Source organism: Arthrobacter sp. SO3 (genome assembly GCF_020532825.1).
GTDB lineage: Bacteria > Actinomycetota > Actinomycetes > Actinomycetales > Micrococcaceae > Arthrobacter.
Genome location: NZ_MQTS01000128.1, coordinates 1 through 14,595 on the forward strand (window position 1 = coordinate 1; position 14,595 = coordinate 14,595).

Here is a 14,595-nt window from a genome sequence, read left to right on the forward strand (position 1 = left end):
GGCCGTTTCGCTGGGGTCCGGGACCGGGCTGTCCGACGGGCCGGCGGTGGCCGGCACCGACGGCGAAGAGGGCGCTGGGACCGTCGGCGACGCCGTCGGACCAGCCGACGGAGGTCCGGCCGACGGAGGTCCGGCCGAAAACACGACCGCCAGCACCACGGCGGCGGCCAGCAACAGCACCGCAGCCGCGGCAGGCAGCCAGCGGCGCCGGTCGGAAAAGATCGACCACATGCTTCACTGTGGCACCACCGGCCACAGTCCAACTAGGGCTGAAGTGCCCAGTATCAGCCAAACCTCCGAAGCAACGCGGGGTCAGATCGCGCCCATGACGACCCCTCGGATGGGCGCGATCTGACCCCGCGTTGCTAGGCTGAGCCGGAGGGCGCTGCCGGAATCAGGCGGTCGGCCCGGTACCGGTCGAAGAGGCGGATGAAGGAGTCTTCGGTCCGGCGGTACCCGGTGAAGCCCGCAAGGCGGGTCTTGCTCATATCGGTGACAACTTCGAGGTTCCGGCCCAGATCACCGTCTGTGTGCCACCAGGAGGCGACCCGGGCGAGACCGGGTTCGGCCAGCCCATGGCGGGCGGCGATGTCGGTCCAGACGCCCTCCTTGCCGAGCATCTGCTGTTCCAGCGGTCGGGGCTGGCCGGCGTACCCGACGGGCTCGACGCCGAAGTAGGCGGCCAGCGCCGGCCACATGCGCCGCCAGCGGAAGATGTCGCCGTTGACGATGTTGTAGGCCTCGTCACCGACCCCATCGGCGGTGGCCGCCCAGATCATGTGTTCCGCCAGCAGCCCGCTGTCCGTCATGTCAGTGAGGCTGTTCCACTGCGTCTCGGAGCCGGGGAAAATGAACGGTTGCCCCAGTTCCCGGCAGATGGACGCCTGAACGGCGAGCGTGAGACCCATGTTCATGGCGTTGCCGACCGCATGCCCGATCACCGTGTGCGCCCGGTGCACGGACCAGCCAAAGCCCTGCTTCCCGGCGGCAGCCCACAACTCGTCTTCCTGGGCGTAATAGAAGTTGGGCGTCGACAGCCTCGGCTCGCTTTCGCGGAAGGGCGTGTCCGGCATCTCCCCGGCCGCATACGCTTCAAACGGCCCCAGATAGTGCTTCAGCCCGGTCATGAGGGCCACATGCTTCACCGGATGGCCACTGAGGCTGGCGAGCAGGTTCCGCAGCATCGCCGCGTTGGTGTCGATGTTCTCCTGTTCCGTGTCCATCCGCGACCACGCCGTGTAGAACACGTGGCTCGGCCGTTCGCCGGCCAGGGCTTCACGCAGGTTCTCCTCCGAGTGCAGGTCCGCGCTCACATGGCGGACATCGCCGCGCCGGATCCGGCCGCGGGACAGGGCCACCACGTCCCAGCCCTCGTCCGCGAGCCTGTCGACCAGGGCCGATCCGGCAATTCCGCTGGCCCCAACCACCAGGGCAGTTTTGGTATCAACGGTGTCTGAACTGCTTCGCACGCCATTCCTCCTGTTACTGTCCCGCCGCGCCGTAGCCGCCCCACCATGCTGGCCGGCCTGGCCGGGACGGGTCCTCCCCCGCCCCGTCCCAGCGTCTCACGCCCGCGCGGGGGCCGCCCGTCGTTGCCCGGGTAACCAGTGCACGGGGCCGCCCGCCAGCGCAGGGGTACCGCGTAACCTGGCCCCGGGCAGCCCTCCCGGGAGGGCCCCGCAGTAGGATGAACTAGTGGAAGACGCGTAAAGATAACGCGAATGCTAAGGCAGGATATCCGTGAAACTTTTGCTCCGGTATCCGCTTGTTGCGGGCACGATCGCTGCCCTGCTCGCGGTGCTCATACTGCTCCTGTCCGGGCAGCCCTTGATTGCCCAGCTCGCGGCCAGCGTCTATGCCCTGGCGGTGGCCGTCTACTTGGGCGTCGGCATGGTCCGCCGCCTGATCGGCGGCCAATGGGGCATCGATATCCTGGCCGTCACCGCGATCGTCAGCACCGTGCTGGTGGGCGAGTTCATCGCTTCCATGATCATTGTCCTGATGATGGCCGGCGGAACAGCACTCGAGGACTACGCGGCCGGCCGGGCCAAGAAGGAACTGACATCCCTGCTGGAACGCGTCCCGCAGACAGCCCACCGGGAACGCGGCGGCAACCATGAGGACGGCCAGCACGAGGATGTTGCCGCCACCGCTGTCCAGATTGGTGACATCCTGCTGGTGCGGCCGGGTGAAGTCGTGCCGCTGGACGGCGTCCTGCTCTCTGAATCCGGCAGCTTTGACGAATCCTCGCTCACCGGGGAGAGCCTTCCGGTGGAGCGGGTGGCCGGAGACGGGCTGATGAGCGGCTCCCTGAACGGCGAAGCCGCGGTCCGGATGCAGGTCACGGCCCGGATGGAGGATTCGCAGTACAGCCGCATCGTCGCCCTGGTCAGGGAAGCTTCGGAGAGCAAAGCGCCGATGGTGCGGCTCGCTGACCGGTACGCCGTTCCGTTCACGGCCCTCGCTTACATCCTTGGCGCCGTCGGCTGGATCGTCAGCGGCAGCCCGGCCCGGTTCGCGGAAGTGCTGGTGGTGGCCACTCCGTGCCCGCTGCTGATCGCCGCCCCCGTGGCTTTCCTGGGCGGCATGAGCCGCGCCGCCCGGGGCGGCATCATCGTCAAATACGCCGGTGTCCTGGAACAACTGAGCCGGATCAGGACGGTCGCCTTCGACAAGACCGGCACCCTGACCTATGGCCGCCCCGCCCTCGTCGGGGTCCGGGCGTCGGGGTCCTTCACCGAGGACGAGGTTCTCGGGCTGGCGGCCTCCGCCGAACAGTATTCCTCCCATGTGCTCGCCGCCTCGGTGATGGACGCCGCGCGGACCCGCGGGCTGGTCTTCGAATCCGCCACAGAGGCCACCGAATTCGCCACCCACGGCGTCCGGGCGCGCTTCGACGGCCGCGACGTGGTGGTCGGCAAGCCCAATTTCGTGGCGGAATCGGCCGCCGGCGTCGAGGAAACGGAGCTGGCCAGCGGCGAACTCGCCATCTACGTGGGCGTCGCCGGCAAATTCGCCGGGTCCCTCGTCATGAGCGACCCGATCCGCCGGGAAACCCGCCGCACCCTGGCAGAGCTCCAGGAACTCGGTGTCACCCAGACGGTCATGCTGACCGGCGACGGCCTCGGCACCGCGCAGCACATCGCGGCCGAGGCCGGGCTCACGGATGTCCGCGCCGAGTGCCTGCCGCCGGACAAGGTCGAAGCCGTCCGGTCCCTGCCGCTGCGCCCCGTCATGATGGTCGGCGACGGCGTCAACGACGCCCCCGTCCTGGCCGTCGCCGACGTCGGGATTGCGATGGGTGCGCGCGGCTCGACGGCGGCCGGCGAGTCGGCCGACGTCGTGATCATCCTCGACGACCTGTCCAAGGTGGCCTCGGCCGTGCGGGTGGGCCAGCGCACCGTCAAAGTGGCGCTGCAGAGCATCTGGATCGGGATTGCGCTGAGCGTGGCACTGATGCTTGCTGCCGCGGCCGGCTACATCCCGGCCATCGCCGGCGCCCTCTCCCAGGAACTTGTGGACCTGGCCACCATCCTCAATGCGCTGCGCGCGCTCAGCCCGGGAAAGCGGGCCGGAACCGGGGGGCCGGCGCAGAAGGCTGCCGGCGGAGCTACCGGGCCGCGGCCTGTTTCTCGGCTTCCGCGATCCGCGGAACGGTCCTGAGGTAGCTGTCCGGGTTCAGGGAGATCGAATCGATGCCCTCGCCGACCAGGAACGCCGCGAACTCGGGGTGGTTGCTGGGGCCCTGGCCGCAGATGCCGATCTTGATCCCGGCGGCGTGGGCCTTGCGGATGGCCTCGCTGATCATCGCCATGACGGCCTCGTCCCGCTCATCGAAGAGTGAGGCGAGGTGCGCCGAATCACGGTCCACGCCCAGGACCAGCTGGGTGAGGTCGTTGGAGCCGATGGAGAAGCCGTCGAAGCGGGTGGCGAACTTTTCGGCGAGGACAACGTTGGACGGGATCTCACACATCATGTAGACCTGCAGTCCGTGCTCGCCCCGGACCAGGCCGTTCTCCGCCATCACCGCCAGCACCCGGTCCGCTTCCTGCGGGGTCCGGCAGAACGGGACCATCACGATGATATTGCCGAACCCGAGCTTCTCCCGGACCCGCTTGAGGGCCGCGCACTCCAGCGCGAATCCCCCGCGGTAGCGCTCGTCGTAGTAGCGGGAGGCGCCGCGGAAGCCGAGCATGGGGTTCTCCTCCGGCTCCTCGAATGCCGAACCGCCGATCAGGTGCGCGTACTCGTTGGTCTTGAAGTCGCTGAGCCGGACGATCACCGGCCGCGGGTGGTAGGGCGCGGCGATCTTGGCGATGCCCAGGGCCAGGGCGTCCACGAAGTAGTCCTTCGGGTCCGCGTAGCCGCTGGTCAGGGCGCGGATCTGCTCGGCCTCCCCGGGGTCGGTGACCCGTTCGGGGTGGACCAGCGCCATCGGATGGACGCGGATCAGGGCGCTGATGATGAATTCCATCCGGGCCAGCCCGACGCCGTCGGCCGGCAGCCGCCACCATTGGAACGCGGCAGCGGGGCTGGCGATGTTGACCATGACTTTGGTGCGCGTCTCCGGCAGCTCCCCGAGGTCCACCTCCTCGGTTTCAAAAGCGAGGCTGCCCCGGTACACCCGGCCGTCATCGCCCTCGGCGCAGGAGATCGTCACGGCCAGGCCCTCCGCCAGGACGGTGGTGGCGTTGCCGGTGCCGACGACGGCGGGGACCCCGAGTTCGCGGCTCACGATCGCCGCGTGGCTGGTGGGGCCGCCGTGGTCGGTCACGATGCCGGCCGCCCGCTTCATGATGGGAACCCAGTCCGGGTCGGTCATTTCGGTGACGAGGATGGCGCCGTCGCGGAAGTTTTCAATGTCCGCCGCGCTCCTGATCACACACGCCGTGCCCTGCGCGATGGAGTCGCCGATCGCGGCGCCGCGCGCCAGCACGGTGCCGGTTTCCAGCAGGTGGTGGAGGATGAACCGGGAGCCCGATTTCCGCGACTGGACCGTCTCCGGCCGGGCCTGGACCATAAACAGTTCCCCGGTCACGCCGTCTTTGGCCCACTCCATGTCCATCGCCCGGGCGTAATGATCCTCGACGCTCACGGCCCAGCGCGCCAGCGCGAGGATCTCGGCGTCGTCCAGGACAAACGCGCGGCGTTCGGCCTCCGAGGTGTCCACCATCTTGGTGCGTGCGTGGCCGCCCCGGCTGTAAACCATCTTCCGGTCCTTGGAACCGAGGGTCTTTTCGATGATCGGCGCGAACTCCGGCTCCGCCAGGAGCGGCTTGAACACGAGATATTTGTCCGGGTTGATGGTGCCCTGGACCACGGTTTCGCCCAGGCCCCAGGCGGCGCTGACGACGGCCACGCGGGGGAAGCCGGAGTCCGTGTCGATGGAGAACATCACGCCGGAGGCCCCAACGTCGGAGCGGACCATCCGCTGCACCCCGATCGAGAGCGCGACGTCGAGGTGGTCAAAACCCTTGACCTCGCGGTAGCTGATGGCCCGGTCGGTGAACAGCGAGGCGTAGCAGCGGCGGCAGGCGTCCAGGAGTTCGCGTTCCCCGGAGATGTTCAGGAACGTCTCCTGCTGCCCGGCGAAGCTCGCATCGGGCAGGTCCTCGGCGGTGGCGCTGCTGCGGACCGCCACCGAGAGCCGGTCCAGTCCGGCGCGCTGCCCCAGTTCCCGGTAGTGCGCGCGGATGGACTCGGCAATGTCCTCGGGGAACTCGCTGTCCAGGAACAACTCCCGGATGGCTTCGCCGGTGGCGCGCAGCGAGGTTTCGCCGGAACGGTAGGCCTTGACCCGCGAGCGCATCGCGGACTCGATCCCGTTAGCCTCGATGAACCGGCGGTAAGCATCCGCAGTGGTGGCGAAGCCGTCCGGCACCCGCACGCCCTGGGCTTTGAGGGACTGGATGAGTTCGCCGAGGGAGGCGTTCTTGCCCCCCACCTGCGGGACATCGCCCATCCCGATCTCTTCAAACCACAGCACCGTGGATTCAGCCATGTCGCAGCTCCTGCTTTCGGCAGATAGGAATGAACGCGCCGGACACCGGCGCCTCTGGACCCATCCTGTGGCGGCGGGCCTTCCGATATCAGAGTCTTTAGACCTTTGTGGCTGTTGCGCTCGTCCCGGCCCGGCGGTGGCGGACGATCTTGTAGAGCCAGTCCGCGAGCAGCACCCCGGGAATGGCGGCGAGCGCCACAGCCAGGCCACCGGGCGACGGCGGCGCGTGGCCCAGCAGGGTGGCCAGCGGTCCGAGGAACAGGAACACCGCCAGCAGTCCCAGTTCGGCCAGCACGGCCCAGAGCAGCAGCCGGTTGCTGAACCAGCCCAGCCGCCACGGCGGTACGGAGGCGCTGCGGCAGGCGAACGCGTTGGCGAGCTGGGCCAGGACCACAGTGGTGAACGCGGCGCCGGAGGCGGCCATCAGCACGTCCGCCGCCGGCAGTTCCGCCCCGGGGGTCCAGCCGGCGCCGAGGAGCACAGCCGTGTACGCCGTCATTTCGAAAAGTGCCTCGACCGGGCCCAGCAGGCCGAACGCCCGGATCATCAGCGCCCGGTCCATCAGGTGCCTGCGCTCCGGCGGGCGTTTCAGCGTTCCCTTGCTCGGGGCCTCGCTGCCCAGTGCCAGCGCGGGGAGCAGGTCGGTGCCGATGTCGAGGGCGAGGATCTGCAGCACGCTCAGCGCCAGCGGGAACCGTCCGCCGGAAAGTGCCCAGATCACGAAGGGGGTGAGCTCGGCGACGTTGTCCGTCAGGTGGTAGGTCAGGAAGCGCCGGATATTCGCGTAGGTGGCGCGGCCCTGCTCCACTGCGGCGATGATGGTGGCGAAATCGTCATCCAGCAGCACGAGGTCGGCTGCCTCGCGGGCCACGTCCGTGCCGCTCAGCCCCATGGCTACACCGATGTCGGCCTGTTGGAGGGCCGGCCCGTCGTTGACGCCGTCGCCGGTCATCGCCACCACATGGCCGCGGCGCTGCAGCAGGCGGGCCACCCGCAGTTTCTGTTCCGGGGTGACCCGGCTGACCACCACGCCGTCGCGGTCCAGCAGCGCCGTCAGGACGGCGTCGTCCTCGGGCAGGTTGTGTCCCTCCAGCACCAGCTCAGGTGTTCCGATCAGCCCGGTTTCCCGGGCAATGGCAGCCGCGGTGAAGGCATGGTCACCGGTGACCATGGCGACCTTGATGCCGGCCTCGCGGGCCGCCTCGAGTGCCAGGCGGACCTCGGCCCGGGGCGGGTCGTGCAGGCCGATCAGCCCCAGCAGCGTCAGTCCGCTCTCAACATCCTCCAGCCTGAAGCTGGCCCCGGGCAGGCCGGGCAGGCTCCGCTCGGCCACGGCCAGGACCCGCAGCCCGTGAGAGGCCATCTCGTCGACCATCCGCAGGGCGAGGCCGGCGCCGTCCTCGCCACACAGCGGAATCACGGACTCCGGGGCACCCTTGACAGACAGGCTGGTCCCGACAATGGCGGACTCCCGCAGCCGGCGGGGATCGAAGGCAAAGCGGTGCGAGACCTCCGGCTCCCCGGGATCGTGCCCGGGTCCCGCCAGCCGGGCGGCCAGGGCATGGATGGCTGCCTCCATCGGGTCGCCCTCCGCGACCCACTTGCCCCCGTGGAGCACGGCACGGCCCACGGAGGCGGCGAGCGCGGCGGTGCTGAGGTGGCGTGCCTCCACGGTTCCCTTCCCGGTGACCTCCGCCTCCGGGCTGTAGCCTGCGCCGATGATGCTGAGCACCCCGGCCGGGGTCCAGACCTCGACGGCGTTCATCCGGTTCTGGGTCAGCGTGCCGGTCTTGTCCGTGCAGATGTAGGTGGTGGAGCCGAGGGTTTCCACCGCTTCGAGGTTGCGGACGAGTGCGTTGCGCTGCGCCATCCGTTGCGCCCCGACGGCCAGGGACAGGGTGACCGTGGGCAGCAGGCCCTCCGGCACCAGCGCAACCATCACGCCGATGGCAAAAAGAAACGCGTCCCGCCACGAGATCCCGACGAGGAGCGAGAGCACGAAGAACAGCGCGCCGATCCCCAGGGCCATTGCGGCGGTGATGCGGACGATCCGCTGCAGTTCCCGGGCCAGCGGGCTGGGCGGCGCCTCGACCTTTCCCGTCAGGGCCGCGATTTCGGCGAGCCGGGTGTTACCGCCGGTGCTCGCGACAATGCCTTCAGCCTGGCCGTTGACCAGGAAGGTCCCGCCAAAAACGGTGTCGCCGGGGGCCTTGGCGAGCGCCTCGCTTTCACCGGTGAGCATTGATTCGTCCACGGAACAGCTCGCCGCCACCGCCAGCCGCAGATCCGCCGGAACCCGGTCGCCGGCAACCAGCACGACGGCGTCGTCCGGGACCAGCTCGGTGGTGTGGACCTTAACGACGCGGTTGTCCCGGCGGACCGAGACCATCGCCGGGAGCAGCTCGCGGAGCTTCGCGGCGGCATGCTGGGCGCGTTCCTGCTGGATGTAGGCGAACACCCCGTTCACCAGGATCACGATGACGATCGCGATGGCCAGCTGCGGCATGCCGGCCAGATAGGCCAGCACGGAGGCACACCAGAGCAGGACGGCGAAGAAGTGGGTCAGTTCGGCAAGCAGCCTCCGCCAGCCGGGGACTGTGCCGGCCTCCGGCAGCTTGTTCGCCCCGACCTGTTCCAGCCTCCGCGCAGCCTCCGCGGAGCTCAGCCCTGGAGCGGCCCGGAGCGCCTCGGCGCTTTGCCCCCCGGCGGGGGCCTCCGGCGTCACGGCCGGCCGCGGCCGCTTAGGCGCAACATTGCGGACCAGCCCGGGCCAGGTAGCTCATGGCTTGAGGGTGCGCCTCCGCGCCCGGCCCACGTTAGGGCCAAAGGTCACGGCTGGTGTGGACGAGGCACTGCCACGCGGAATCCCGCAGGCACCGAAAGCGGCCTTAGTGACTCCCGGGGCTAGTCGAGATCAACGGTGAGGACGAGCTCGATCGCCTTTGCGATCAGCTCCAGCTCGGCTGTCTCATCGAGCGTGGGCCATTCGGTCTTGATGTCCAGCATCTCGTGCACAAAGGTCATCCCGGTAACGATGGAGGAGAGCAGGACAGCGCGCTCCTTAGGCCGGGAAAGCCCAAGTTCAGTGATCATCGGAAGCATCATTCGGCTGACGAACACTTCGCGCAGTTGTGCCACCGCCTCGGGCTTTGAACTGGCTGCCCTGATGATCCCGAGAACATTGCTTGCCCCAGGCGAGTTGACCGCCTCGAGTATCCGCCGTCCAATCGCCTGCGCAGCCTCGGCCCTCGGCAAGGCTGCCATGAGCTTCGGTGCAGCAAGGGCGGCCTCGCTGGGCTCGGGCATTGCTGCCGCGAACAAGTGCTCCTTGCTCGCGAAGAAATAAATCACCAGACTCGGATCAACGCCGGCGTGCTCCGCGATCAGGCGGATGGTGGTGCGCTGATACCCGTGCTCGGCGAAGAGCGCTCGGGCCGCCTCGAGGATCTCCTGCCGGCTTTCGCTGGCGCCCTTCCGGCGACCCGATTTTGCGGTGGTCATTCTCTCAACCCGGCCTTCATCTGTTCCTTGACAAGCAATGCTATCGGACTCTAGGATCCAAATTAAACAGCCGTTCAATTAATGAAGTTGGCCTTATGGACGTTGGAGCGACCGGCGCAAAACCCCCAAGAGGAAGCATGCAAGGTCAGGACTCGAACCGTTGGCGCGCTCTCGTTGTCATTGCTTTGGCGCAGCTTATGGTCGTTCTCGACGGATCGATCGTAAATATTGCCCTGCCCTCCATCCAGGCGGACCTGGGCATCACCGATGACAACCGTCAATGGATCATTACCGCTTACACGCTCGCGTTCGGAAGCCTGCTTTTGCTGGGCGGTCGGATCGCGGACTATGCAGGCCGAAAACGGATGTTCATCATCGGGCTCCTTGGCTTCGCGGTCGCCTCTGCGCTTGGCGGGTTCCTGCCTCAAGCCGGGGCACTGGCCGGCGTCATTTTCGCTTCGCGGGGCCTCCAGGGGCTGTTCGCGGCCCTGCTCGCTCCGGCGGCCCTCTCGCTCATCAGCGTCACCTTTTCCGATTCCAAAGAACGCGCGCGAGCCTTCGGCGTCTATGGGGCCATCGCCGGTGGAGGCGCAGCAATTGGGCTGATTCTGGGCGGGGTGCTGACGGAGTATGCGAGCTGGAGATGGTGCCTGCTGGTCAACGTACCAATCGCTGTGATCGCCGCAGTCTTGGCCGTCTACTTTGTGCGGGAGTCCCGCACCCCCGGCCGGGCGCGCTATGACATCCCCGGGGCCCTCACAGTCACGGCGGGTCTCTTCTTTCTCGTCTTCGGGATCAGTCAGGCCGAAAGCTTCGGGTGGGGAAGTACCGCGACGGTAGGGTTCCTGGCCCTCGCAGTCGCTCTTCTTGTGTCCTTCGTCGTGATCCAGGCGAGGTCTGCCGCACCGATGCTTCCGTTGCGGATTATCCGCAACCGGCAGCGGGGTGGTGCATACCTTGCGGCGTTCTTCGTCGGCACAGGCGGGTTGTCGTTCTTCCTGTTCCTGTCCTACTTCCTGCAGCTCATTCTCCGGTTTACTCCGGTTCAGTCGGGCCTGTCCTTCCTGCCCTTCTCCGCCGGGGTGATCCTCAGCGCCGGAATTGCCAGTCAGCTCCTACCCAGATTTGGACCGCGTTTTGTGACCTTCACCGGCTTTATGCTCATGTCCGGGGCGATGTTCGGATTGGCCCAGCTCACACCCTCAAGCTCATACCTGAGCGCGGTGCTCCCGTTCATGATTCTGGCCAGCCTCGGCTTCGGCCTTATCTTCGTGCCGTTGTCTTCTACTGCGCTGTCCGCAGTAGAAGACAACGACAGTGGGATTGCCTCCGCTACGCTCAACACCAGTCAACAAATCGGCGGAACAATCGGCATCGCGGTCCTCAACACTGTCGCGGCGTCGGTGACCACACGCTATGTCTCAGACCGCACGTTGAACGCTCCCACGCCCGATGCGTTTGTCGCCGGCTACGGGACAACCTTCGAGATCAGCTCGGCGGTGCTGCTTCTTATGGGGATCGCCTGGGTCTTCATCGTCGGCAAGAACAGTCGACTTACCGAGGGTCACGCCGAGCGCGGTGCCACGCAAACGTCAGCACCCGCGCCTTCGGGCCGAAGAAAGGGAGTTTAAAGATGCCATCCTTCGGAACGGTACGACAGGACTGGAAACCCGGGAGGCTGTCCGCTGACCCCAGCGCCTACCAGGATCTCCGGGTGGCGATCTTCGGCGGGACGGGCGGCCTCGGCCGGGCCATCACGAACGCCCTGCTGGGCAAGGGGGCGCAAGTCGCCGTCGTCGGGAGGTCGCTCAAGGACCCGCCCCATCCGCTGAGGTCATTTATCCCAGCAGACCTGTCCTCCCTAAACGACTCCCGCCAGGTGGCGCGCGACTTGCCGGTCGAATCCTTCGACGCAGTCCTGCTCACCCATGGAATTTTCGCGGGACGGAGCCGCGAAGTGACGCCGGAGGGGGTGGAGAAGGATCTTGCCACGAGCGCGATGAGTCGATGGGTGATCGCTCAGGAACTGCTCCCTCGGCTCGGCCAGGATAGGCCCTCAGATCGGCAGCAGCCGCGCCTCTTCGTCTGGGGGTTTCCCGGCGGTGAACGCGACCTGGATTTCACGGACGTTCAATCCACCCGGAACTACCGCTGGCAGACAGCCCACAGCAACACTGTGGTGTTCAACGAGGCCCTGGTCCACCATTCGGCCGCTCGTTTTCCGGAACTCAACGTGTTCGGCATGAATCCGGGCATCATCAAGACCAACATCATGGCCGGTGTCCTGGGACAGTCGTCCTTCAAGCTGCGGGCCCAGCAGACCCTCATCGGCCTGCTGTTCCAGAGCGCGGAGGCCTACGCCGAAAAGGTGCTGCCCCTCCTGGTCCATCCCGCCTTGGAACACAGATCGGGCGCACTATTCAACCGCCATGCCCAGCCCATAGAACCCAACCCCTGGCTGATTGCCGGCAACCACTGTGACCAGGCAGTCGAAGCCGCGGAATCCCTGACCGCCAGAATCCTTGACTAGCCGGAGTTCTTTAGCACTGAACCCATCAGGAAATCCCCCGGCATCTCGTGAAGTTGACCGATGCGCGCCTGACCACCCGTGGGGTGGCGACAACGTCCCGTCCGACAATCAGAAGGAGCAATACGATGAGTGAACATTGGTCTTCAACGCCGATTGCCTCGGGAGTGACTCCCCAACGGCTGGGCAACCTTCGTCGGTGGAACATCGGACTCACGGTCCTGCATTTTGGTCAGGCTGTTGCAATTCTTTTGCTGACCACGGACTTCTCGATTGCCATGATCACGTCGTACACAGACGGTCCCCCCGGCGAGGGACCGCTGAAAACGGCGACGTTCTTTGACCTGAGGATCGGCTGGGTTGTCGCACTGTTCCTTGCTCTGGCCGGCCTGGATCACTTGCTGACGGCGAGCCTTGGACGCAAAATCTATGAACGCGACCTGGGACGCGGAATCAACCGGTTCCGTTGGATTGAGTACTCCATCAGCGCCACCATCATGGTGGTGGTGATTGCCATGTACTGGAGCATCACATCGATCAATGCCTTGGTCGTCGTCGCGGGTGCCAACATCGCAATGATCCTTTTCGGATGGTTGCAGGAGCGGATGAACCCTCCTGGCCGAACGTCAACAACGATGCTTCCTTTCTGGTTCGGCTCGCTCGTGGGGATCACTCCCTGGGTGGCGATGGTGGCAAACATATTCTTCTACTCCGACGCGCCGCAGTACATCTTCGTAATCCTGATCATTCAAGGCGTGTTCTTCTTCTGCTTCGGCCTCAACCAGTGGCTTCAGTACCGGGAAGTCGGCCCCTGGGCCAACTACGCATTCGGTGAGAAGACCTATCTGGTGCTCAGCCTCGCGGCAAAGTCACTGCTTGCCTGGCAGATCTTCGCGGCGTCGCTCATTTCCTAACCGGCACCGCCCCGAGGCGGAAATCATTGTCCAGACGGTGGACGTCCGGCGGGTCCCCGTCAGTCGTCCGCGGGTGGCCGGTGCCGGCCCAGCGTCCGCAGATATGCGGCAAAACCTTGCGGCGCCCTCGCGTGGATCCGGCCCGAGGTCAGCACGCGCATGCTGTCCGTGGCCGTCACGGTGAAGGCGCGGCTCCGGAGGCTTTGCACCAGGGTCCGGTCCTCGTGCGAGGCGGTTTTCGGGAAGCCTCCGGCGGCCAGGTAGGCAGAGGCCCTGACACCGAAGTTGGCTCCGTAGATATGCGGGTGGTCCTCCTCGAAGGGGTGGCGTTCCAGCCAGCGCCGGAGCAGCTCCGGGTCCATCCCGGCGGGGTCCGGTTCCACCGAGCCCAGCACGGCGTCGGCGCCGGCTTCGGCGAATTCCAGCTGGCGGACGAGCCAGTTGTCCGGAACCTGCGAGTCCGCGTCCGTGTTGGCCAGCCAGGTCCGTCCGGCCCACGGCGGGGGCGTCCACCGCTTGCCGGGCGGCCTGCGCCGGGATGTTCCAATGCCGGCGGCCCGGATTCCGGCCGCGCGGCTGGCCCCGGTGTTGCGGACGGCCACTTCGAGGGCGCTGAAGCGCCGGTCCGCCGCGACGTAGCGGGCCGTGATGCCGGCGGAGCCGTCGGTACAGCTGTCCAGCACCACGGTGACCCGGACGTCCACGTCGGGGCGGCGCTGGTGCAGGGCGTCGGCGGCACGCTGCACCGCCTTCAGGGCACGGCCCAGGTGCTCGTCCTCATTGTGCGCCGGGATCACGACGGCGATCCGGTCGATGCCGTGTCCGCGGGGTAACGGCAGGGCGAGGGCGGCCATTCCGCTCAGCCTTCCCGGCCGGGCGCGGTGACTGCTGCCGGCCGCGGGTCCCCGCCGGACGCGGGGGCGATCAGGACCTCAAGGATGAAGTCGCGTTCCCGGTAGAGCCCGGCGTCGGCCCAGCCAAGCTGGCGGCGCGCGGCGGCGTGGACGGAATCGCCGTCGAGCTCCCAGCCGGAGATGGGGTGGCGCCAGTGGCACAGGGCCAGGGTGCCCCCGGGCAGGAGTGCGGCCTCCACCCGCCCGAACAGCTCAGCCAGCTCGGCGGGTGCGAGGTAGTAGCCCACCTCGGAGACCACGATCAGGTCGAAACGGCCCTCCGGCCAGTCCTGCGGGACGGTGAGGTGGCGGGTCCGGGCGTCGGGCAGGTGCTCGAGGCGCCGTGCTGCGTGCGCCAGTGCGGCGCGGCTGGCGTCGACGGCCAGGAAGCTGGCGCAGCGCTGCGCGAGTTCCACGCTGAGGGCCCCGATCGAACAGCCGATCTCGAGTCCCGCGTTGTATTTCAGGCCGGGCAGCGCCGCGAGGGTGAGCGCGCGTTTGCGGTGCTCGTACCAGCTGGTGGTGTACTGCCAGGGGTCGTCGGTTCCGGTGTGGACCGCATCGAAGACGCCTTCCGCGTCGGCGGCGGTGTAGGAACTGGTGCCGCTGCCCCCGGCGGCCGGACGCTGCCACGCGAACGTCTCGAACGGCCGTTCGAAGTGCTCCAGGAAGGCCGGCGGGAGCAGCACCTCGTCCCCCGGCTGGCCGGACAGTGCCCGGACCTGCGAGGTGTGGGAGGCCATGGCTGCAGCCTTGGCC

General features: G+C 67.3%; 11 protein-coding genes. 5 read left to right on the plus strand and 6 right to left on the minus strand.

The window, feature by feature from the left end:
- On the plus strand, window positions 1-355 hold a 355-nt coding region (locus tag BJQ90_RS12670; protein ID WP_226760609.1), incomplete at its 5' end, for a hypothetical protein.
- 10 nt (window positions 356-365) lie between these two features.
- Here the strand turns inward: BJQ90_RS12670 and BJQ90_RS12675 are convergent.
- A complete protein-coding gene (locus BJQ90_RS12675) occupies window positions 366-1,469 on the minus strand; it encodes an SDR family oxidoreductase (RefSeq protein ID WP_226760610.1) in 1,104 nt (367 codons plus the stop codon).
- 271 nt (window positions 1,470-1,740) lie between these two features.
- On the opposite strand from BJQ90_RS12675, the gene BJQ90_RS12680 reads away from it, so the two are divergent.
- Window positions 1,741-3,663 (plus strand): heavy metal translocating P-type ATPase, encoded by a 1,923-nt coding sequence (locus tag BJQ90_RS12680; RefSeq protein ID WP_226760611.1) that lies wholly within the window; start codon window positions 1,741-1,743, stop codon window positions 3,661-3,663.
- On the opposite strand, the gene ppsA is transcribed toward BJQ90_RS12680, so the two are convergent.
- The 3 genes from ppsA to BJQ90_RS12695 form a co-directional block, all read right to left on the minus strand.
- Window positions 3,611-6,001: a phosphoenolpyruvate synthase gene (gene ppsA / locus BJQ90_RS12685; RefSeq protein WP_226760612.1), complete on the minus strand. Its 2,391-nt coding sequence runs from the start codon at window positions 5,999-6,001 to the stop codon at window positions 3,611-3,613. The two genes, BJQ90_RS12680 and ppsA, sit on opposite strands and share 53 nt — an antisense overlap.
- A gap of 97 nt (window positions 6,002-6,098) precedes the next feature.
- Window positions 6,099-8,726, minus strand: coding sequence for a cation-translocating P-type ATPase (locus tag BJQ90_RS12690; RefSeq protein WP_226760613.1), 2,628 nt, complete (start codon window positions 8,724-8,726; stop codon window positions 6,099-6,101).
- A 179-nt stretch (window positions 8,727-8,905) separates the two neighbouring features.
- Entirely contained in the window at window positions 8,906-9,502 is a 597-nt protein-coding gene (locus tag BJQ90_RS12695; RefSeq protein ID WP_226760614.1) for a TetR/AcrR family transcriptional regulator, read from the minus strand.
- Window positions 9,503-9,639: 137 nt separating this feature from the next.
- Here BJQ90_RS12695 and BJQ90_RS12700 point away from each other — a divergent pair, with 137 nt between their 5' ends.
- The 3 genes from BJQ90_RS12700 (at window position 9,640) to heR (ending at window position 12,943) form a co-directional block, all read left to right on the plus strand.
- Window positions 9,640-11,133: an MFS transporter gene (locus BJQ90_RS12700; protein ID WP_226760615.1), complete on the plus strand. Its 1,494-nt coding sequence runs from the start codon at window positions 9,640-9,642 to the stop codon at window positions 11,131-11,133.
- A 2-nt stretch (window positions 11,134-11,135) separates the two neighbouring features.
- Complete coding sequence (locus BJQ90_RS12705) at window positions 11,136-12,032, plus strand: hypothetical protein (protein WP_226760616.1); 897 nt, start codon at window positions 11,136-11,138, stop codon at window positions 12,030-12,032.
- A 125-nt stretch (window positions 12,033-12,157) separates the two neighbouring features.
- Window positions 12,158-12,943: a heliorhodopsin HeR gene (heR, locus tag BJQ90_RS12710; protein ID WP_226760617.1), complete on the plus strand. Its 786-nt coding sequence runs from the start codon at window positions 12,158-12,160 to the stop codon at window positions 12,941-12,943.
- Between the two features lie 59 nt (window positions 12,944-13,002).
- On the opposite strand, the gene BJQ90_RS12715 is transcribed toward heR, so the two are convergent.
- Together BJQ90_RS12715 and BJQ90_RS12720 are read right to left on the minus strand one after the other, a co-directional pair.
- A complete protein-coding gene (locus tag BJQ90_RS12715; protein WP_226760618.1) occupies window positions 13,003-13,797 on the minus strand; it encodes a glycosyltransferase in 795 nt (264 codons plus the stop codon).
- 5 nt (window positions 13,798-13,802) lie between these two features.
- On the minus strand, window positions 13,803-14,595 hold a 793-nt coding region (locus tag BJQ90_RS12720), incomplete at its 5' end, for a class I SAM-dependent methyltransferase (RefSeq protein ID WP_226760619.1).